This window comes from Kribbella sp. NPDC004138, assembly GCF_053603655.1.
Window position 1 is genome coordinate 61,147 of record NZ_JBSGFZ010000031.1, and the last position, 20,399, is coordinate 81,545.

20 protein-coding genes are annotated in these 20,399 nt (G+C 70.7%); 11 read left to right on the plus strand and 9 right to left on the minus strand.

Annotated elements, in window-relative coordinates; all coding sequences use genetic code 11:
* The first annotated feature begins 20 nt into the window (after positions 1–20).
* Positions 21–662, plus strand: a complete 642-nt coding sequence (locus tag ACWEOO_RS35415; protein WP_452146777.1) for a TetR family transcriptional regulator — start codon at positions 21–23, stop codon at positions 660–662.
* Between the two features lie 35 nt (positions 663–697).
* Entirely contained in the window at positions 698–1,222 is a 525-nt protein-coding gene (locus tag ACWEOO_RS35420) for a hypothetical protein (RefSeq protein ID WP_452146778.1), read from the plus strand.
* On the opposite strand, the gene ACWEOO_RS35425 is transcribed toward ACWEOO_RS35420, so the two are convergent.
* Both ACWEOO_RS35425 and ACWEOO_RS35430 read right to left on the minus strand, forming a co-directional pair.
* Positions 1,197–2,204: a pirin family protein gene (locus ACWEOO_RS35425; protein ID WP_359932617.1), complete on the minus strand. Its 1,008-nt coding sequence runs from the start codon at positions 2,202–2,204 to the stop codon at positions 1,197–1,199. The two genes, ACWEOO_RS35420 and ACWEOO_RS35425, sit on opposite strands and share 26 nt — an antisense overlap.
* Positions 2,201–3,244: a PHP domain-containing protein gene (locus ACWEOO_RS35430; RefSeq protein WP_452146779.1), complete on the minus strand. Its 1,044-nt coding sequence runs from the start codon at positions 3,242–3,244 to the stop codon at positions 2,201–2,203. Before ACWEOO_RS35430 ends, ACWEOO_RS35425 begins: the two co-directional genes overlap by 4 nt.
* A 34-nt stretch (positions 3,245–3,278) precedes the next feature.
* Here ACWEOO_RS35430 and ACWEOO_RS35435 point away from each other — a divergent pair, with 34 nt between their 5' ends.
* The 6 genes from ACWEOO_RS35435 (at position 3,279) to ACWEOO_RS35460 (ending at position 9,881) form a co-directional block, all read left to right on the plus strand.
* Entirely contained in the window at positions 3,279–4,493 is a 1,215-nt protein-coding gene (locus ACWEOO_RS35435) for a PucR family transcriptional regulator (RefSeq protein ID WP_452146780.1), read from the plus strand.
* 79 nt (positions 4,494–4,572) lie between these two features.
* Positions 4,573–5,766, plus strand: coding sequence for an acyltransferase domain-containing protein (locus ACWEOO_RS35440; protein WP_452146781.1), 1,194 nt, complete (start codon positions 4,573–4,575; stop codon positions 5,764–5,766).
* Positions 5,763–6,752 carry a beta-ketoacyl-ACP synthase III gene (locus ACWEOO_RS35445; RefSeq protein ID WP_359932605.1) on the plus strand — a complete coding sequence of 330 codons (990 nt, stop codon included), beginning with the start codon at positions 5,763–5,765 and terminating at the stop codon, positions 6,750–6,752. The genes ACWEOO_RS35440 and ACWEOO_RS35445 overlap by 4 nt, the downstream gene beginning before the upstream one ends.
* Positions 6,753–6,829: 77 nt before the next feature.
* Positions 6,830–7,078: an acyl carrier protein gene (locus tag ACWEOO_RS35450; RefSeq protein ID WP_130380551.1), complete on the plus strand. Its 249-nt coding sequence runs from the start codon at positions 6,830–6,832 to the stop codon at positions 7,076–7,078.
* 140 nt (positions 7,079–7,218) lie between these two features.
* The gene (locus ACWEOO_RS35455) at positions 7,219–8,454 is read left to right on the plus strand and encodes a beta-ketoacyl-[acyl-carrier-protein] synthase family protein (RefSeq protein WP_452146782.1); all 1,236 of its coding nucleotides are present in this window, start codon (positions 7,219–7,221) and stop codon (positions 8,452–8,454) included.
* A 2-nt stretch (positions 8,455–8,456) separates the two neighbouring features.
* Entirely contained in the window at positions 8,457–9,881 is a 1,425-nt protein-coding gene (locus ACWEOO_RS35460; RefSeq protein ID WP_452146783.1) for a carboxyl transferase domain-containing protein, read from the plus strand.
* A 263-nt stretch (positions 9,882–10,144) separates the two neighbouring features.
* Here ACWEOO_RS35460 and ACWEOO_RS35465 read toward each other — a convergent pair whose 3' ends face one another.
* From ACWEOO_RS35465 to ACWEOO_RS35475, 3 genes are all read right to left on the minus strand, one after another.
* Positions 10,145–10,642, minus strand: coding sequence for a DUF3145 domain-containing protein (locus tag ACWEOO_RS35465; protein WP_452146784.1), 498 nt, complete (start codon positions 10,640–10,642; stop codon positions 10,145–10,147).
* Between the two features lie 192 nt (positions 10,643–10,834).
* On the minus strand, positions 10,835–11,818 hold the full coding sequence (locus ACWEOO_RS35470; RefSeq protein ID WP_452146785.1) for a hypothetical protein: 984 nt from the start codon (positions 11,816–11,818) through the stop codon (positions 10,835–10,837).
* A gap of 38 nt (positions 11,819–11,856) precedes the next feature.
* Positions 11,857–12,867, minus strand: coding sequence for a LacI family DNA-binding transcriptional regulator (locus ACWEOO_RS35475; RefSeq protein ID WP_359932589.1), 1,011 nt, complete (start codon positions 12,865–12,867; stop codon positions 11,857–11,859).
* Positions 12,868–13,065: 198 nt separating this feature from the next.
* Here ACWEOO_RS35475 and ACWEOO_RS35480 point away from each other — a divergent pair, with 198 nt between their 5' ends.
* Together ACWEOO_RS35480 and ACWEOO_RS35485 are read left to right on the plus strand one after the other, a co-directional pair.
* On the plus strand, positions 13,066–15,252 hold the full coding sequence (locus ACWEOO_RS35480) for a glycoside hydrolase family 9 protein (protein WP_452146786.1): 2,187 nt from the start codon (positions 13,066–13,068) through the stop codon (positions 15,250–15,252).
* Between the two features lie 293 nt (positions 15,253–15,545).
* The gene (locus ACWEOO_RS35485; RefSeq protein WP_363713982.1) at positions 15,546–15,962 is read left to right on the plus strand and encodes a hypothetical protein; all 417 of its coding nucleotides are present in this window, start codon (positions 15,546–15,548) and stop codon (positions 15,960–15,962) included.
* A gap of 51 nt (positions 15,963–16,013) precedes the next feature.
* Here ACWEOO_RS35485 and ACWEOO_RS35490 read toward each other — a convergent pair whose 3' ends face one another.
* Genes ACWEOO_RS35490 through ACWEOO_RS35500 form a run of 3 tightly spaced genes read right to left on the minus strand, consistent with a single transcriptional unit; the run spans position 16,014 to position 18,993 of the window.
* Positions 16,014–16,967, minus strand: coding sequence for a VWA domain-containing protein (locus ACWEOO_RS35490; RefSeq protein ID WP_355688744.1), 954 nt, complete (start codon positions 16,965–16,967; stop codon positions 16,014–16,016).
* Entirely contained in the window at positions 16,967–17,929 is a 963-nt protein-coding gene (locus ACWEOO_RS35495; RefSeq protein ID WP_355484560.1) for a DUF58 domain-containing protein, read from the minus strand. The genes ACWEOO_RS35490 and ACWEOO_RS35495 overlap by 1 nt, the downstream gene beginning before the upstream one ends.
* A 29-nt stretch (positions 17,930–17,958) precedes the next feature.
* Positions 17,959–18,993 carry an AAA family ATPase gene (locus ACWEOO_RS35500; RefSeq protein ID WP_355688746.1) on the minus strand — a complete coding sequence of 345 codons (1,035 nt, stop codon included), beginning with the start codon at positions 18,991–18,993 and terminating at the stop codon, positions 17,959–17,961.
* Between the two features lie 277 nt (positions 18,994–19,270).
* Between ACWEOO_RS35500 and ACWEOO_RS35505 the strand changes: the two genes are divergently transcribed.
* The gene (locus ACWEOO_RS35505) at positions 19,271–20,125 is read left to right on the plus strand and encodes a hypothetical protein (RefSeq protein WP_452146787.1); all 855 of its coding nucleotides are present in this window, start codon (positions 19,271–19,273) and stop codon (positions 20,123–20,125) included.
* Here the strand turns inward: ACWEOO_RS35505 and ACWEOO_RS35510 are convergent.
* Complete coding sequence (locus ACWEOO_RS35510) at positions 20,122–20,376, minus strand: CBU_0592 family membrane protein (protein ID WP_363713988.1); 255 nt, start codon at positions 20,374–20,376, stop codon at positions 20,122–20,124. The genes ACWEOO_RS35505 and ACWEOO_RS35510 overlap by 4 nt on opposite strands.
* Positions 20,377–20,399: the final 23 nt, after the last annotated feature.

Here is a 20,399-nt window from a genome sequence, read left to right on the forward strand (position 1 = left end):
GGTCCAGTATAATTCTGGCCATGGCCGAACAGGGGCTGCGCGAGCGCAAGAAGCAGGCGACCCGGCGAATGATCTCCGACGTCGCCACCGGGCTGTTCGTGCGACGCGGGTTCGACGCCGTCACGGTCGCGGAGATCGCCGATGCGGCCGGGGTGTCCAAGATGACGGTCTTCAACTACTTCCCGCGCAAGGAAGACCTGTTCCTGGACCGGCACGACGACCGGCTGCGTGAGCTCGAGGCCGTCGTCCGCGACCGGCCGGCCGGTGAGCCCGTCGCGGTCGCCATGCGCCGGTACCAGCACGAACTGCTGGCCGCGCGCCATCCCCTGTCAGGCGCGATCGAGGGCGTGCGCGGCTTCTGGAGCGTGCTCGAGTCCAGTCCCGCGCTCGTCAGTCGCAGCATCGAGCAGGAACACGAGATCGCCGCGATGCTGGCCGGGGTGCTGGCAGCGGAGACCGGCGACGAGCTCAGCGCTCGCCTGGTCGCCAATCTGCTCACGGCGACCCTCACGACGATCTACCACACCTCGGTCGCACGGATCATCGCCGGCGACGACCTCGCGCAGGTGCAGGCCGACCAGGTCGCCGTGATCGACCGCGCGTTCGACGTCCTGGAGCAGGGAATCGGTCCTGGGAGGGATCGAGTTCACTCCGACGGGTGAGGTAGCGACGTACCGGTCGGGCGGATGCTCGGGGCGTGAGCACAACAGAGCGTCCCGTCCCGCGCTGGGCCTACCGCCTCGCGCACGCGATCCCCTTCCTCACCCTGCCGTCCGGCCTGTGGCGACTCGGACTGGTCTTCGGCTCGTCGATGGGCATGCTCGACGACTCCCACCAGCCGGCCCACCTGATCGGGTTCGGTCAGAAGCTGTACGTGGTCTGTCTGACGATCTTCTCCGAGCTCGTCGCGCTGACCGCGCTCGGCCTGGTCAGCCGGTGGGGCGAGATCGTTCCGCGGTGGATCCCGTTCATCGGCGGCCGTCGCGTCGCGCCGTACGCCGCGATCGTCCCGGCGGTGCTCGGGGCGCTGAGCCTGATCGCGATCTGGACCTACGGCTTCCGCGACGTGTTCTCGAAGGAGTTCATCCCCTTCTCCAGCACGCCGTGGGCAGCGCTGATGATCACGTGTTACGCGCCCTTGCAGCTGTGGGGCCCGTCGCTGCTGGTCCTCACCTGGGCCTACTACCGGCGCCGGGTCAGCGTGCCCGCGGTCGCGGTCTGAGTGTGGTCGCGGGCAACGGCGGAGCCGGCAGCGGATCGCCGTCGTAGCCCGGCACCATACCGAAGCGGTCGTTGCCCGCAGCATCGATCGCGGCCTGCCAGGCGTCCCGGGCGGCGACGATCTCCTCGTGGGTGCGGCCGATGAAGTTCCACCACATCACCAGCTGCTCCTCGAACGGTTCGCCGCCGAGCAGCAGGAACCGCACACCGCCCTCGGCGGCGACGAGGTCGATCGCGTCCCGGCCTGCCCCCAGGTAGACCATCTCGCCGAAGCCCGGCGTCAGGTCCCCGACCGCCAGCGATCCGTCGACCACGAGGACGGCGTACTCGTTGGACGGGGTCAGCGGGAGCGTCAGGGACCGCCCCGGCGCGACCGTCACGTCGGCCCCGACCAGCGGGGTGTACGCCGGTGCGGGCGAGGTGACCCCGGCGACGGTCCCGATCATCACCGTCACCTGCGCGCCGTCGAGGTCGAGCCGCGGCAGGTCGGCGTACGCGTTGAAGGCGGGCGGCGTCGTCGTACGGACAGCGTCCGGGAGCGCGACCCACAACTGGGCGCCGTGCAGCTTCGGCGGCGCGTCCGGCGTGGACACCTCGGAGTGCGCGATCCCGTTGCCGGCCGTCATGATGTTCAGCTCGCCGGGCCGGACGAGGGCGTGCGACCCGACGCTGTCGCGGTGCTCGATCTCGCCCTCGAACAACCAGCTCACGGTCTGCAGACTCGTGTGCGGGTGCGGCGGGACCTGCATACCGCGCTCCCCCGGTACGTCGTAGGAGTCGACGCGCCGGGTCAGGTCGTCCGGCCCGTAGTGGTCGACGAAGCACCACGCGCCGACCATCCGCCGGTTCTTGTTCGGCAGCAGCCGGCGGACCGTGGTGGACCGCCCCAGCACGACCTCCCGGCCCTCGAGCATCTCCAGCGCGGGCCCCTCACAGTCCGCGAATCCCAGGACCTCGGCCGGGTCCTTCTCCAAGTCGCTCATGATGCTGTCCATTCGAGAAGTTGTTGCTGGTCCCAGGTGTTGACGACGCGGCCGGCGGTGACGCCGCAGTCCTCGGCGCGCTCGCAGCCGTAGACCTGCCAGTCCAGCTGGCCGGGGGCGTGCGCGTCGGTGTCGATCGAGAACAGGCAGTCCATCTCGACCGCCATCGCGAGCAGCCGCTTCGGCGGGTCGAGCCGCTCGGGGCGGGAGTTGATCTCGACCGCCGTCCCGAACTGGCGGCACGCCTCGAACACCACCTCGGCGTCGAACTCCGACTCCGGACGGGTCCCCCGGCCGCCGGTGATCAGCCGGCCGGTGCAGTGCCCCAGGACGTCCACGTGCGGGTTCGCGATCGCGCGCACCATCCGCTCGGTCATCGGCTCCGAGGCCATCCGGAGCTTGGAGTGCACACTCGCGACCACCACGTCGAGGCGGGCCAGGATCTCCGAGTCGCAGTCCAGCGCACCGTCGTCGAGGATGTCGACCTCGATCCCGTTCAGGATCGTGAAGCCGTCCAGTTCGTCCTGCAGCTTCTTGTTGAGCTCGGCAACGACCTCGAGCTGCTGCAGGCGCCGCTCGCGGGACAGCCCGTTGGCGACGGTCAGCCGCGGCGAGTGGTCGGTGAGCGCCATGTAGGAGTGCCCCAGCCGGTGCGCCGTACGGGCCATCTCCTCGATCGGGCTGCCGCCGTCCGACCACTCCGAGTGCAGGTGCAGGTCCGCCTTCAGGTCGGCGCGCAGGCCCTTGCCGGCCGTGGTCAGCTCACCCGCCGTCTCCTCCAGCTTCACCAGGTACGACGGTGTGGCGCCGTCCATCGCCTCGACGATCACGGCCTCTGTCTTCGGCCCGATCCCCGGGAGCTCGGTGAGCGTCCCGGCCCGGCGCCGCGCCCGCACCTCGGTGGCCGGCAGCGCGGCGATCGTGTCGGCGGCCCGCCGGTACGCCTTCACCCGGTGCGTCGGCTGCCGGTCACGCTCGAGGTAGTACCCGATCGCCCGCAAGGCCGCGATCGCGTCGGCCACACCCGCCTTGTCCGTCATACGCCCATCATGGCAGTGCGCGTATGGTCTGGGCGTGGTGACGAAGGCACATCTGGCGCGGGCCGAGCGGTTGCAGAACGCGACCGGTGCGCTGGCGACCGCCGCGATGGCGGCGATGGACGCGAAGCTGCCGTGGTTCGCGACGCTGTCCGCGCAGGACCGGTCCTGGATCGGCCTGGTCGCGCAGTCCGGGATCTCCGCGTTCGTCGAGTGGTTCCGCGACCCCGAGGCGCACTCGTCGATGCCGACCCGGATCTTCGGGTCCGCGCCGCGTGAGTTCACCCGGGTGATCTCGCTGCACCAGACCGTCGACCTGGTCCGCACCACGATCGAGACCATCGAGAACACCATCGGCACCCTGCTGCCGCCGGACGACGTGCCGATCGTCCACGAGGCCATGCAGCGCTACGCCCGCGAGGTCGCGTTCGCCGCCGCGACCGTCTACGCGCAGGCCGCCGAGATGCGCGGCGCCTGGGACGCCCGGCTCGAGGCCCTGCTCGTCGACTCCGTGATCCGCGGCGAGGCCGACGAGTCGGTCCGCTCCCGCGCCTCGGCGCTCGGCTGGACCGGAACCGTCGGTACGACGGGATCGGCCGAGGTCGCCGTGGTGGTCGGCCGCGCCCCGGTCGCCGAGACGCCCCCGGCGAACAACACCGGCTCGAACGTCGCGGACATGGTCCGGCACGCGGCGCGCGAGGCGGGCGCTGACGCACTGTGCGCGATTCAGGGCGACCGGCTCGTCGTCGTACTCGGCGGTACGAGCCAACCTGTCGAGACTGTACAAAAACTCGCCCGCTGGTTTGGACCCGGCCCGATCGTCGTCGGGCCGGTCGTGAAAGACCTGATGTCGGCCGTGACCTCGGCCCGCGCCGCCGTCGCCGGTCTGCGCGCCGCGGCGGCCTGGCCGGGCGCCCCGCGACCGGTACCGGCCGACGACCTGCTCCCGGAGCGGTCACTCTCCGGAGACGGCCACGCCCGCCGTCAGCTCGCGACCGAGGTCTACGGCCCGCTCACCGTGGGCGACGGCGTGCTCCTCGACACGGTCTCGGCCTACCTGGACTCCGGTGGCTCGATCGAGGCGACCGCCCGGGCGATGTTCATCCACGCCAACACCGTGCGGTACCGGCTGAAGCGTGTGGCGGACCTCACGGGCTACAACCCGCTGAATCCCCGCGACAGTTTCACACTGCGTGTCGCACTGACCTTGGGTCGCCTGCTGCATCCCGAGCCCGGATCCACCGTTTTGTAGGATCTCCACAAAAGCGGCCCGGTAGAATTCGTGCTCGCCGTGCGGCTCGCGGCGGGCCCGGCTGAGGGAGAGTTGTCACGTGCTCGTCATCGTCGCGCCCGGTCAGGGTGCCCAGACCCCAGGTTTCCTCGAGCCGTGGCTGGCCGATCCCGTGTTCGAGAGCCGGCTGAACTGGCTCTCCGCGGTCGCCGGCCTCGACCTCGCCCACTACGGCACCGAAGCCGACGCGGACACGATCCGGGACACCGCGATCGCGCAGCCGCTGCTGGTCGCCTCCAGCATGCTGGCCGCGCTGGCGGTCTTCCCGCACCCCGCCGACGCGTTCGCGAAGGTCGGCGCGGTCGCCGGGCACAGCGTCGGTGAGCTCGCGGCCGCGGCCGGCACCGGCGTCCTGACCGCCGAGCAGGCGATGGTCCTGGTCCGCGAGCGCGGCAAGGCGATGGCCGCCGCGGCCGCGCTGACGCCGACCTCGATGACCGCGGTGCTGGGCGGCGACCGCGACGAGATCCTGGCCAAGCTCGCCGAGCACGGCCTGACCCCGGCCAACGACAACGGCCCCGGCCAGATCGTTGCCGCTGGCACCGTCGCGGAGCTCGAGGCGCTGGCCGCCGACCCGCCGGCGAAGGCCCGGCTGATCCCGCTGTCGGTCGCCGGCGCGTTCCACACCCGGCACATGGAGCCGGCCGTGCAGACGCTGGCGAAGTACGCGACCGCGATCAGCACCCACGACCCGCGGACCCGCCTGATCTCGAACCGCGACGGCCACGTCGTCCACGACGGCCGGGACGTCCTGCAGCGGCTCGTCACCCAGGTGAACGCGCCGGTCCGCTGGGACCTGTGCCTGCAGACGATGTCCGACCTCGAGGTGACCGGCATCCTGGAGCTGCCGCCGGCGGGCACGCTGACCGGGATCGCGCGCCGCGCCCTCAAGGGCGTCGAGACGTTCGCGCTGAAGACGCCGGACCAGCTCGACGACGCCCGCGCCTTCGTCGACAAGCACGGCAGCCCGTCCGAGATCGACGCCACGCCGACGTGGCGGCTGCTGGTCGCCCCGATCAAGGGCACCTTCAGCCGCGCCGCGCAGACCGGTCGCGAGGCCGGTGACCACGTGGGCGCCGGCGAGGTCGTCGCGAAGGTCAGCAGCCTCCGCGACGAGGTCGAGGTGACCGCGCCGCACGGCGGCATCGTGGTCGAGTGGCTCGTCGAGGAAGGCGACCCGGTCTCCCCCGGCCAGCCGCTGGTCCGCCTGCACCCCGCCGGGACCCCGGCATGATCACCGCGTCGACCGGCGCGACGTACGCCGGCATCCTCGGCATCGGCTCCTACCGGCCGCGCCGCGTCGTACCGAACTCGGAGATCCTCGAGCACATCGACTCCAGCGACGAGTGGATCCAGACCCGCTCCGGGATCAAGGAGCGGCGCTGGGCCGAGGCGGACGAGACCGTCCTGATGATGTCGGTGCACGCGGCCAAGGACGCGATCGCCGAGTCCGGCATCGACCCGGCCGACATCGGCTGCGTGATCGTCTCGACCGTCACGCACCTGTACCAGACGCCGGCGATCGCGACCCGGATCGCGGTCGAGGTCGGCGCCCCGACGGCGGCGGCCTTCGACGTGTCGGCCGCCTGCGCGGGCTTCTGCTACGGCGTCGCGCTGGCCAACGACCTGGTCCGCGGCGGCAGCGCGAAGTACGTGCTGGCGATCGGCGTCGAGCGGCTCAGCGACCTGACCGACCGCACGGACCGCAGTACGGCGTTCATCTTCGCCGACGGCGCCGGCGCCGCGATCGTCGGGCCGACCGACGAGCCGGGCATCGGCCCGGTGGTCTGGGGCTCGGACGGCACGCAACACCAGGTGATCAGCCAGAAGGAGTCCTGGCAGGAGGTGCACGGCAACCACAACTGGCCGCACCTGACGATGGACGGCAACCCGGTGTTCCGCTGGGCGTCGTTCGAGATGGCCAAGACCGCGCAGCAGGCGCTGGACGTCGCCGGGGTGAAGGCCGAGCAGCTCGACCTGTTCGTCCCGCACCAGGCGAACATGCGGATCACCGACGCGATGCGCCGCACGCTGAAGCTGCCCGAGCACGTCAAGGTCGCCCGCGACATCGAGCGCCAGGGCAACACCTCGGCCGCCTCGATCCCGCTCGCGATCACCGCGATGCGTGAGGCCGGCGAGGCCAAGAGCGGCGACCTCGCGCTGATCATCGGCTTCGGCGCGGGCCTGGTGTACGCCGCCCAAGTGATCCGCCTGCCGTAGTTCATAGTTGTCCGGGGCGGCTCAGGTGGCCGCACCGGCTGAAGCAACCAGCAGAAATCCGAAAGGGAACCCAAGAAATGGCCAGCACCGAAGAGATCCGTTCCAGCCTCGCCGAGATCGTGAACGAGATCGCCGGCATCCCGGTCGAGGACGTCCAGCTGGACAAGTCCTTCACCGACGACCTCGACGTCGACTCGCTCTCCATGGTGGAGGTCGTGGTGGCCGCCGAGGAGAAGTTCGACGTGAAGATCCCCGACGACGAGGTCAAGAACCTCAAGACCGTCGGCGACGCCGTCGCGTTCATCGAGCGCGCCCAGAACGGCTGACCTCCGTCACCGTGCTGGCCGGTGCTCATCGGGTCACACCGATGAGCACCACGCAGTACCCCTGAAGCACCCCTGGAGTACCCCGCAGTACCACCCCTCGCTCCCAACCGCAGATCTCTCATGTGAAGGATGAGGTAACCATGTCGAAGACCCGGGTCGTCATCACTGGGCTCGGTGCCACGACCCCGCTCGGGGGCGACGTGACCAGCACCTGGGAAGGGCTGCTGGCCGGCCGCTCCGGCGCGCGGCGGCTGACCGACGAGTGGGTGCAGAACCTGGCGGTGCAGATCGCCGCGCCGGCCGCGGTCGAGCCGACCGAGGTCATCGAGCGGGTCAAGGCCCGCCGCCTCGACCGGACCGCGCAGCTCGCCGTTGTCGCGGCCCGCGAGGCCTGGGCCGACTCTGGCCTGGCGGACTCCGGGCTCGACAAGGAGCGGCTCGGCGTGGCGGTCGCGTCCGGGATCGGCGGCCTGCACACCACCCTGGCGAACTACGACGCCCTGCGGTCCAACCCGCGCCGGGTGTCGCCGCTGGCGATCCCGATGCTGATGCCGAACTCGTCGGCGGCCTACGTCAGCCTGGAGTTCGGCGCGCAGGCCGGTGTGCACACCCCTGTCTCGGCGTGCGCCTCCGGCAACGAGGCGATCTGGCTGGGCCTGGACCAGATCCGGCTCGGTCGCGCGGACGTGGTGATCGCGGGCGGCTCCGAGGGCGCGATCATGGCGCTGCCGCTGGCCGCGTTCGGGATGATGCAGGCGCTCAGCAAGCGCAACGACGAGCCGGAGAAGGCCTCGCGGCCGTGGGACGTCGACCGCGACGGGTTCCTGCTCGGTGAGGGCGCCGGAATCCTGATCCTGGAGTCGTACGAGCACGCCAAGGCGCGCGGCGCGAAGATCTACGCCGAGCTCGCCGGCGCCGGCATCTCCGCCGACGGCCACGACATCGCACAGCCCGACCCGACCGGTTCCGGCGCCCGCCGGGCGATGGAGCGGGCGCTGTCCGAGGGCGACCTGACCCCGGCCGACATCTTCCACATCAACGCGCACGCCACCTCGACGCCGCAGGGCGACATCGCCGAGTCGATCGCGATCCGGCAGGCGCTCGGCAAGGACGCCGACCACGCGGTCGCCACCGCGCCGAAGTCGATGATCGGCCACCTGCTCGGCGGCGCCGGCGCGGTCGAGTCGGTCGCCACCGTGCTCGCGCTGAAGAACCGGGTCTCGCCGCCGACCATCAACATCGACAAGCTCGACGACCAGATCGAGCTGGACGTCGCGACCGAGCAGCGCAAGCTGCCCGACGGCGACATCGCCGCGCTGAACAACTCGTTCGGCTTCGGCGGCCACAACGCCGCCATCGCCTTCAAGTCGGTGTAGCGATGACCGTTGCCCCGGCGAAGCCTGCCAAGCTTCCGCGCGAGCAGGACCCGCGGAACCCGGTCATCCGGCTCACGACGCTGCTGGATCCGGGCAGCCTGGAGCTGATCACCCCCGACAACCTGTCGGGGATGGTCGCGGCCCGCGGGACGATCGCCGGGGCGGCGGTCGTGGCGTTCTGTTCCGACGCGACCGTGATGGGCGGCGCGATGGGCGACGAGGGCTGCGACGTCGTCGTCAAGGCGTACGACGTCGCGCGGGCCGAGCAGGTGCCGATCATCGGCCTGTGGCACTCCGGCGGCGCCCGGCTGGCCGAAGGGGTGCTCAGCCTGCACGCGGTCGGCAAGATCTTCTACGCGATGACACAGGCGTCCGGGAAGATCCCGCAGATCTCCGTCGTCCTCGGCCCGGCGGCGGGCGGAGCGGCGTACGGGCCGGCGCTGACCGACGTGGTCGTGTTGGGTCCGGAGGGCCGGATCTTCGTGACCGGCCCGGACGTTGTCCGCTCGGTCACCGGTGAAGACGTCGACATGCTCCGCCTCGGCGGCCCCGAGCCGCACGGCCGGCGGTCGGGCGTCGTCCACATCACCACCGACACCGAGGCCGACGCCCTCGAGCAGGCCCGTCGCCTCACCGATCTGCTCGCCAACCAGGGATCCGTGGCCACGGACATCCCCGACCTCGACCTGTCCGGGTTCCTGCCCGAGTCGGCCAAGCGCGCGTACGACGTCCATCCGCTGGTCGGAGGGGTGCTCGACGAGGGAACCTCCGTCGAGCTCCACCAGCGCTGGGCGCCGAACATCGTCACGACGCTCGGCCGCCTCGGCGGTCGCACGGTCGGCGTGATCGCCAACAACCCGCTCCGGCTGGGTGGTTGCCTCGACGCCCTGTCCGCGGAGAAGGCGTCCCGGTTCGTGCGGATGTGCGACGCGTTCGGCGTACCGCTCGTCGTCCTGGTCGACGTCCCCGGCTACCTGCCAGGCGTCGGTCAGGAGTGGGACGGTGTCGTGCGGCGCGGCGCCAAACTGCTGCACGCGTTCGCGGAGTCCGTCGTACCGCGGGTGACGCTGGTGACCCGCAAGACGTACGGCGGGGCGTACATCGCGATGAACGCCCGCTCGCTGGGCGCGACCCGGGTGTTCGCCTGGCCGCGCGCCGAGGTCGCCGTGATGGGCGCGGTCGCGGCGGTCCGCGTCCTGCACCGGCGCAAGCTCGCCGAGGTGCCTCCCGAGCTCCGTCCGCAGGTCGAGGCCGAGCTCGCCGCGGAGCACGAGAAGATTGCCGGAGGCATCGACCGGGCCCGCGAGATCGGCGTCGTCGACGAGGTCGTCGAGCCCACCCGCACCCGCACCGCGTTGGCCGCCGCGCTCGCCAAGGCCCTGGCCGACGGACCGGTGCGCGGCAACCACGGCAACATTCCGCTCTAACGTCCGAAGAAGCGGAGGTACGTGTCCGCACTTGTTCGGACGTAAGCGGATTCGGACGGCAAGAAGGGCACGGATCCGCAGATCCGTGCCCTTCACGTGGTGCGGCCGCTGTTGTTAGACAACCACCGGGGGTGTCCCGACACCCGGTGGCCCAGCGGCCACGGCCCCTCCCACCCTTGTACGACGTCTGATGCTCAGTCTCATCGAAAAGTTCGGCGCTGTCCTGGCTTTCACAGGTTTCTTCTGAAGTTCTCAGGATCCGTTCAGACGACCTGATGCAGCCAGCGGACCGGGGCGCCGTCGCCGGCGTACCGGAATGGTTCGAGCTCGTCGTCCCACGGGCGACCGAGCAAACGCTCGACCTCCTCGGTCAGGTCGGCCTCGCCGCTCGCCGCCTTCAGCATCGCGGCCTTCAACCGCTCCTCGGGCACCATGATGTCGCCGTGCACGCCGGTGGTCGCATGGAAGATCCCGAGCTCGGGCGTGAACGAGTAGCGCTCGCCCTCGACGCCGTTGCTCGGCTCCTCGGTGACCTCGAACCGTAGCTTCTGCCAGCCGCGCAGGGCGGAGGCCAGCTTGGCCGCGGTACCGGCCTCGGCCTGCCAGGACAGCTCGGCCCGGTACGTGCCCTGGGCCGCCGGCTGCGGAGTCCAATCCAGTTTCACGGGCACGCCAAGGATGCCGCCCGCGGCCCACTCGACATGCGGGCACAACGCTGACGGCACCGTGTGGACGTACAGAACGCCACGAGTCGTCGCCACCGGGACCTCCTGTGCTCGAGGGGCGCCTTCCCCAGCGTTCTCGAACAGCCGTCGATCCGGCGGATCAGTCTCTTTACAGTTCTACAGGGCACCACAAGACACCCCGCGAAACTTCTGTACATCTTGCACCACCGCCCCCTGGAACACCAGTAACCTCGCCGTGTCAACTACATCACCGTCGTGTCGCGAACCTCAGTCGGTCAGCAGACCCGCGGCCAGGGTCCGGTGGGCTTCGTCGGCCCACCAGTCGAGGTCGGCCCGCTCGCGGGCACGGATCGCCGGGTCCTCGTGCTCGGCGGCATCCAGGGCCTTGTTCCAGCCCAGCCAGAGCAGGCCGGCCAGCAGAGCCAGGCGGAGGGCCGGCTCGTCGCGGCCGGCTTCGACCAGTTCGCGGAAGTCCTCGATCACCTGCTCGCGAGTCGCGTCGACCACCGAGGCGCAGCCGGCCAGGAACCTCGCCAGGTCGAGCGCGGCCGGCGCCTCCGCCGGCATGCTCCAGTCCAGCAACGTCAGCCGCTCCTTCTCGAACGCCATGTTGACGGTCGCGAGGTCGCCGTGCACCAGCGTGCAGGGCCGGGCCTGCAGCGCCTCCACCAGCGGTCCCGGCTGGGCGAGCAGCCGGAGCACCGGTTCGGCGACGTCGGGCGGCACCATGCCGGGGAACAGGTCCCAGCCGCGCAGGACCAGTCCCGGCAACGGGTTGGCACCGCCGGCATGCCGCCGCACGCGATCCGGCGTGAACATGCCGACCAGGGTCGTCAGCGGAGTGAGGCTGGACGGGACACGGCCCAGGAACCCGTCGTACATCGAACCGACCGCGGCGAACAGCCGGCGGCACTGTTCCCGGCTGAGCCGGTCGTCCCAGCTGAGTACGGCGTCGCCCAGGTCGCGCATCACCAGGACGGTGACGTCACCGTCCTGCCAGCCGTCGACGATTGCATGCCCGACCGCGGGCGGAAGCTGGTCGAGCACTCCGCTCGACCACATCAGGTATTCGCGCCCGAACGAGTCACCCGACAGCGCCATCAGCAGGTCGGTATCGGGCGAGGACCGCTTCACGACGAGGCGCCGGCCGTCCGCCAGCACGAGCCGCTCCAGCGTGGCGCCCGACTTCCCGACGTGACCGGACATCGGCGTGCGCTCGACCGCGGTCTCCAGGTAATCGTGAGGTTCCACCCGTCCAGAGTCCGCCTGAACGGCCTGCCCCGCCAGGGTCAGGTCGAGGCGCGCCGGACCAGGCGGGTGGGGAGGATCAGCGGCGTCGGGTCCGCGCCGGACATGACCGCGAGCAGCATCCGGGCCATCTCCCGGCCAAGCGCCTGGATCGGCTGACTGACCGTGGTCAGCGGCGGGCTGGTGTGGCGGGCGGTGCTGATGTCGTTGAAACCGACGAGCCCGACGTCGTCCGGTACGGACCTGCCGGCGTCGCGCAGGACCCGCAGGGCGCCGATCGCCATCTGGTCCGACGCGACGAACACGCCGTCGAGATCCGGGTGCGCGGCGAGCAATTCCTGCATCGCGCGCGTGCCGCCCTCCTCGGAGAAGTCGGCGTGCGCGACGCGGCCCGCGTCCAGGCCGGCCACCGCGAGCGCCTCCTGGTACCCCTTGAACCGCGCAGTGCCCGCACCCTCGTCCATCCGGCCGGTGATGGTCGCGATCCGCCGCCGGCCGGTCGCGACCAGGTGCTCGGTCGCCAGCCGGGCGCCGCCGCGGTTGTCGGCGTCCACGGAGTACCGCGGCTCGAAGTTCACCGGCGAACCGCCGAACACCACCGGTACGTCGGCTTTCTCGGCGAGCTGTGCCAGCGGGTCGTCGCCGTGCATCGACATCAGCATCACGCCGTCGGCCTGCCGCGTCCGCAGCAACTGCTCGAGTCGCGTCTGCCCGCGGCTCGAGGTGGCCATCATCAGCATCAGCTCCAGGTCGGTGTCCTCGAGCACCGAGCTGATCCCGATCACGACCTCCGCGAAGAACGGGTCGGCGAACACCTGCGCGTTGTCGCTGGAGATGGCCAGCACGACGGCGCCGGCCTGCTGGGTCGCGAGCGCGCGGGCCGTTGCGTTCGGCACGTATCCGAGGTCGCTGACCGCCCGCTGCACGGCCTCCCGCTTGGCCTTGCTGACATGCGGGGCGTTGTTGATCACCCGGGACGCCGCCGACCGGGACACACCAGCCCGCTCAGCGACTTCGTCGAGCGTCACTTGGCGTTTCGGGAGGTCGGCCACCGGATCGTCCTTAACGATTGAGTGGCACGAGGGTAAACCATCGGGACGCCGGGTTCGAGCTGGAAGCGCTCCCGAGACTTGTCGCCACACCGGAAAGCGCTGGATTCAAGGTGCTGCGCCCTTGACGCGCCGCCGGTCGGTCGGCACGATGCGGAGTCAAACTGGAAGCGCTCCCGGCCCTCGATGGAGGCTCGCCCCATGCCCACCGCCCGCCAACGCGCCACCGTCACCCTCACCGCCACCGTGCTCGTCAGCACGCTCCTCACGGGACTACCGGCGGTCGCCGCGGACCCTCCGTACGAGCGGGTGCTGAACGGGACGTTCGACGCCGCGAAGGAGCCCTGGTGGTCGAGCGGGAACACCCCGGCCGCCGTCATCGAGGGGCGGCTCTGCGCGCAGGTCCCGGCCGGCACGGTCAACCCGTGGGACTCGATGATCGGCCAGGACGACTTGCCGATCGAGCAGGGACAGCCGTACACGCTGCGGTTCGAGGCGTCGGCGAGCCGCCCGGTCCAGTTCCACGCCGTACTCCAGCAGGCGGCTGCCCCGCATGCGACGGTGCTGAACAAGACCGTCGCAGCCACGACGACCGCCCAGACCTTCACGTTCACCGGGACCTCGCCGGTCACGGACACGCACGGCCAGATCTCGTTCCAGGCCGGCGGCGCGACCGAGCCGTACACGCTCTGCCTGGACAACATCTCCGTGACCGGCGGCATCGTCCCGCCGGGCGGCGTCCGCGACTTCGGCCCGCCGGTGCGCGTCAACCAGCTCGGGTACGTCGCCGACGGCCCGAAGCGTTCGACCTACGTGACCACCGCGACCACACCGTTCGACTGGCGACTGATTGCCGCGGGCAACCAGGTGGTCGCGAGCGGCCGTACCGAACCGTATGGCCTGGACGCCCTGTCCGGCGACACCGTCCAGCTGATCGACTTCGGCGGTTATCGCGGCACCGGGACGGATTTCCGGCTGGCGGTCGGCGACGACGTCAGCGAGCCGTTCGACATCGGCAGCCACGTGTACGCAGGGCTGCGCCGCGACGCGCTCGCCTACTTCTACAACAACCGCAGCGGCATCCCGATCGAGGCGCAGTACGTCGGCACCGGGTACGCGCGCGCGGCCGGGCACCTCGGCGTCGCCCCCAACCAGGGCGATACGTCCGTCCCCTGCTACCCGGGTACCTGCGACTACAGCCTGGACGTGCGCGGCGGCTGGTACGACGCGGGCGACCACGGCAAGTACGTCGTCAACGGCGCCCTCGCCGCCTGGCAACTCCTCGATCTGTACGAGGAGACGGGGCCTGGCGTGAGCCTGAAGATCCCCGAGGCCGGCAACCGTGTACCGGATGTGCTGGACGAGGCCCGGTGGGAGCTCGAGTTCCTGCTCCGCATGCAGGCGCCGAGCGGCATGGTGCATCACAAGGTGCACGACGAGAAGTGGACCGCGCTCGGGACTCCCCCGGCGGCCGATCCGCAGCCTCGCTACCTCTCTCCGGTGTCGACCGCGGCAACGCTCAATCTCGCGGCCGTCGGCGCCCGGTGCGCGCGGGTCTACGCACGTTGGGACCGTCAGTTCGCGGTCCGCTGTTTGTCGGCGGCAGAGCAGGCGTGGAGCGCCGCTCGGCAGCATCCCGCGATCTACGCCCCGCCCGGCGGCGAAGGCGGCGGCGCGTACGACGACACCAAGGTGACGGACGAGTTCTCCTGGGCCGCCGCCGAGTTGTTCGCGGCAACGGGCAGGGCGTCGTACAAACGCTTCATCACAACGACCCTGAAGGCGGCTGACGGGTTCTCCTGGCAGGAGACCGGCGGGCTGGCCGATCTCGCACTGGCACGGGTGTCGTGGCGGTTGCCGATTCTCGACCGGCTCCGGTTACGCCAGCGGATCGCGTCGGTTGCCAACAGCTACCTTGCCGATCTCAGGTCGCAGGGCTATGCCAATCCGTACAAACCAGCTGACGGACAGTACGTGTGGGGCTCCAACTCCGCGACGGCGAACAACGCGATGATCCTCGCGATCGCGGCGGACCTCACCGGCAGCCCGGCGTACCGCTCCGCCGCGCTCGAGTCGCTCGACTACCTGCTCGGCCGGAACGCGATCGGCCAGTCGTACGTGACCGGGTACGGCGAACGGTCCAGCCACAACCAGCACCACCGGTTCTGGGCCCACTCGCTGAATCCCGCACTGCCGTCGCCGTACCCCGGTTCGCTCGCCGGCGGGCCGAACTCGCACCTGCAGGATCCCGTTGCCCAGCGCAACCTCCAGGGCTGCGCCCCGGCCACCTGCTACCTCGACGAGATCGGCTCCTACTCGACCAACGAGGTAGCGATCAACTGGAACTCAGCCCTGGCCTGGCTGACCGCCTACGCCGACACGAAATGACCCGCGAGTAGGCCTTTCTCAGCCAGGCCACGAGGCCTATGGTCGTGGCGAGCCTGGGGGAACCCTGAGACGGCATGGCTCATGGCAACGGTCGCGGTAGGTGAGGCGGCGCCGATCGGCCCCGGTGGTCGGTGTACAACGGGTCGCGCCAGTGCTCGGGCACCGCCGGCACCCGGCCGATCGCTGAGCGAGTTCAGGACGTCGCACGGTCCGCGACCGTGCACGCCACGTCCAGGATCGCTGCGCTCCGCCCCGCAGCCGCACTACGCGCAGTTCCGAGGGGGTTCAACCTCATGCGCAGGTTCATGCTCATGCTGTTTGCGGCGCTCGCCGCTTCGGTGTTCTTCCTGCCGACCGCGTCGGCCGGCAGTCCGCACTTTGTCGGCACCCCGACCGTCACCCGGTCGGACAGCTCGTTGACGGTCTCCGGTAAGGAAGCCGGACTGGGCAACGAGGACCAGGTCCACATCGTCATCTCGGCCCAGGCGGCCTGCCTGAACCCGGGACAGAACTTCCCGTCCGCCGCGAACAAGCAGACGTTCACCGCGGCCGGCGACTTCCCGGTCCAGAACGGGAAGGCGAACTTCTCGCTGACCCTGACGGCGACGTTCCAGCCCAAGTGCAGCCCGCCGATGACAGTGGTCTTCGGTGACGTGACAGTCACCGACACCACCAACAACATCTCGGTGACACTGCCTGGCACCTTCTGATCGCACCACGACGCCCGCGCCCGGACTCCCGCGCGGGCGTCCCGCCCGGCGTTACGGGAAGCGGGTGGCGAGGGCGATACAGGCGCCGGCGGCGGCGAGGGTGAACAGCATCGCGATCCCGGCGTACCGGGCGGTGATCTCCTTGTCCACCTCGTCGTAGCCGACCGAGGAGCCGATGTCCTTGTAGACGTCCTCGAGCTCACCGGCCGACTCGGCGGTGTACGCCTCGCCGCCGCTGATCTCGGCGACGGTGCGCAACTCGGCACGGTCCGGTGGCACCCGCTGCCGGATGCCGTCCATCTCGATGAAGCCGGAGTCGGTGCCGAAGCAGATCGTGTAGACGGGGGTGTTCTTCGCCTTCGCCGCCTGCGCACCCTCCTGGGCAGTGCGGCCGACGGTCCGCTTCCCGTCGGACAGCAGCACGATCCGCGCCGGGGCCGGGTCGTTCGGGTGCTCGGGGTCCGGCGGGACCTGGGTGAGCGCCTGCAGCGAGGTGAAGATGCCCTCACCGGTCGCGGTCGACTCGGCCAGCTCGAGCCCGTCGATCGAGCGCAGCACGGTGGCCCGGTCGGTGGTCGGCGGCACGATGATGGACGCCGTACCGGCGAAGTTCACCAGCGCCACGTTGAACTTGCCCGGCAGCTGGTTGACGAAGTTCTTCGCCGACTTCTTCGCCGCCTCGAGCCGGTTCGGGTCGATGTCGGTCGCCATCATCGACAGCGAGACGTCGATCGCGACCACGATCGTGGCCCGCTCGCGCGGGACCTTGACCTTGTCCTTCGGCTGCGCGAACGCCACGATGCACATCAGCGCGGCCAGCAGCGCCAGCCCGACGGCCAGGTGCCGCCGCCACTGCGGGCGCCGCGGCGCGACCCGGTCGAGCAGCGCGATGTTGGTGAAGCGCAGCGCGTACTGCGAGCGACGATGCTGGAGAAAGATGTATCCCGCGACGATCAGCGGGATGAGCAGCAGGAACCACAACCGCCCCGGAGACAGGAACTCCATCAGCGAGCCACTCCCTTCGGCGGTTGGTGCAGGCGGGGCGCCACCCGCCGGTAGGCGAGCACGAACCGCACGGTGTCCGCGACCCAGTCACGGTCGGTGCGCAGCACCAGATGCCCGGCACCTACCCTACGTAGGGCGGCGCGGGTTCGTTCCCGCTGTGCCAAAGCGGCCGTCGCGAACGCCTCCCGGACCTTGCGCCGCCGGGTGTCGATCTCGCGCACCTCGCCGGTCTCCGGGTCACCGATCGTGACGACGCCGATGTTCGGCAGCTCCAGCTCCCGCGGGTCGACGATCTCGACCGCGAGCACCTGGTGCTGTGCGGTCAGCTTGCGCATCGCCCGCTCCCACGAGGGTTCGATCTGGGTCGCGATCTCGCCGTCCTGCGGGGTGAGGAAGTCCGACACGATCACTCGCAGACCACGCTTGCGCTGGGTACGCGCCATCGACTCCAGCGCCGCCGCCAGGTCGCTGCGGTGCACCTCGTCGTCGGTGCTGAACTGCTCGGCGAGCAGCGCGCGCAGCAGGCCGTAGAGCGCGAGCCGCCCGGACCGCGCCGGCCAGCGCCGCAGCGCCGAGTCGCGCAGCATCAGCCCGCCGAACCGGTCCCCGAGCCGGTGGGTCAGGAACCCGACAGTGGCGACGGCCGCGACCGCGAGCTCCCGCTTCTCCAGCGTCGACGTACCGAAGTCCATCGAGCCGGACAGGTCAACCAGCGCCCAGGTCTCCAGCTCACGGTCCGCGATCAGGTCGCGGACGTGCGGAACCGTGGTGCGCGCGGTGACCGCCCAGTCCATCCGCCGTACGTCGTCACCCACCTGGTACTCACGCGCCTCGGCGAGCTCGGTGCCCGGCCCCGGCAGCAGACCGAGATGCTCGCCGTGCAGATAGCCCTCGAGCCGCCGGACGACGGTCAGCTCCAGCCGCCGCAGCGCACGCTCAGGAGCGAGCTGCGAGATCGTCATCGCAGCTCGTGGATCGGGACGGTTGGGCACTACACGAACTCCGGACGGCCGGTGCCGTCGGCGCCGTCGCGCCAGACCGGTTGCGGCGGCGGGACGGTGGCCAGGATCCGCTCGATCACTGCGCGCGGGTCGATGTTGTCCGCGACCGCGTCGAAGGTCAGGCCGAGCCGGTGGCCCATCACGTCCAGCGCGACGGTCTGGATGTCGCTCGGCAGCAGGTAGTCACGCCCGTGGATCAGCGCCAGCGCCCGGCCGGCCGCGATCAGGCCGAGGGTCGCGCGCGGGCTGACGCCCAGCTCGATGATCGGCTCCAGGTCGGGCAGGTGGAAGTCGGTCGGCGTCCGGGTCGCCATCACCAGGCGGACGGCGTACTCCGCGACCAGGTTGTGCACGAACACCTGCTCCGCGGACCGCTGCAGCTCGAGGATCGTCTCCGGCTGCAGCACCTGCCGCGGCTCCGGCGGGTCGACGCTCATCCGGCGGAGGATCTCGAACTCCTCGTGGCCGCGCGGGTGCGGTACGTCGATCTTCACCAGGAACCGGTCCCGCTGCGCCTCCGGCAGCGGGTACACGCCCTCGGACTCGATCGGGTTCTGGGTCGCGATCACGATGAACGGCTTCGGCATCGGGAACGTCTGGCCGCCGATCGACACCTGCCGCTCGGCCATCAGCTCCAGCATCGCGGACTGCACCTTGGCCGGCGCGCGGTTCACCTCGTCGGCCAGCACGAAGTTCACGAACGTCGGGCCGAGCTCGATGTCGAAGGCCTCCCGGGTCTGCCGGTAGATCCGGGTGCCGACGATGTCGGACGGGACCAGGTCCGGGGTGAACTGGATCCGGGCGAAGGTGCCGCCGACCACACTCGCGAAGGTCCGCACGGCGAGCGTCTTGGCGACGCCCGGAACGCCTTCGAGCAGGCAGTGACCCTTGGCCAGCAGCGACACCATCAGGGTCTCGACCATGTGCTCCTGGCCGACGATCACCCGCTTGACCTCGCTGACGGCCTCGCCGATCAGCCGGGACTGCTGGGCAACCGAACCTGTCGGCACCGTGGTTTCGGTCATGCCTGTCCTTCCGGGGTCCGCGCGCGGACCTTGTCATTCACCGTCGTTCCCCACTTCGCAACACCGGCCATTCCATCAGATCACCGGGGCCAGCAGCCGCAGGGCCTGCCGCAGTCCCTCCCCATCCTCCCCCTCCGCGCCAAATCCCGCCCGCCGACCACACTTGGTGCACGACGTCCGTACGGCGGCGCGCCCGGCGTACGGACGCGGTGCACAAAGTCGGCCCGGGAGGAGTGGCGACGACAGTGCTACCGGGGATGTGGTGGGATTGGGGGTGATGACTGCGACCGAATCCCAGACCGAGGTGCAGCCGGCGGACGTGCCGGCCGGCCTGGAGATTCCGGACGCCCTCCCACTGCAGCCGGAGGACCCGCCGCGGGTCGGCGAGTTCTGGCTCCGCGGCCGCCTCGGCGCGAACGCGGCCGGGTACCTGTACGCGGTCAGTTCCGACGACGGCCGGGAGGCGGTCGTCGCGATGATGACCGAGGGCTCGGCGGACGACGCCGCCGCGCGCGAGCGGTTCGTGTACGCCGTCGACGAGCTGCCCGAGGACGTCGTCCTGGCGCACAACGACTCCGACGACGACGATCTGGCGCTCTGGGTCGCGATCGGGCCGATCCGGGCCGACGACGGGTCCAGCGCGGCGTCCGACGAGCGGCTGATCGCGGAGCGTCGCGGCGAGGAGATCCTGTCCGCGGTGCTGATGGACCGGATCCCGCAGCCCGGCAAGCTCCGCGGCCCGGACTTCCGGCACTACTGGGAGAACCGGCGCCGGCCCGGTCTGTTCCGGATCTGGCCGCTGCCGTGGCCGAACGCGCTTCGCCCGCCGTCGTGGTGGGCGCTCGGATTCGCGCTGCTGACGATGGCCGTGATCATGGCGCTCGCGGTGTTCCTGGCCTGGCTGCTGTTCCGGCACGCCGCGCCGCTGGAGCCGGAGCCCGTCATCCCGACGCCGACCGGCACCACGACGGTCACCGTCACGCCGACCACGCCACCGCCCGGCACCGGCTCCGGATCGGTCACACCGCCGACGACCGGCCCGCCGACGGGCACCCCGACCACCGGCGGTGTCCCGACCGAGGTGCCGACCGGATCGGCCGGTACGGCGACCAACCCGGGCGACAAGTTCTAGTCGGCGTCCTGCCGGACCGGGCGGACCAGGTTGATCAGGCCGAGCAGGCTGATGACGGCCCAGCTGCCCTCGAGCAGCAGGAAACCCCACGACGACTGCACCATGGCGATCGTTGCCAGCACACCTGATCCGATCAGGTTCAGGAGCTGGTAGGTGACCGTGCGCTGCCGCAGGCGGCCGGCCTGCGCGGCCGCGAAGGCGACCAGAACGGTGAGCGCACCAACGATTTCGACGACATCGAGGACATGCATCGGACGACCCCCTCCTGCGGGGT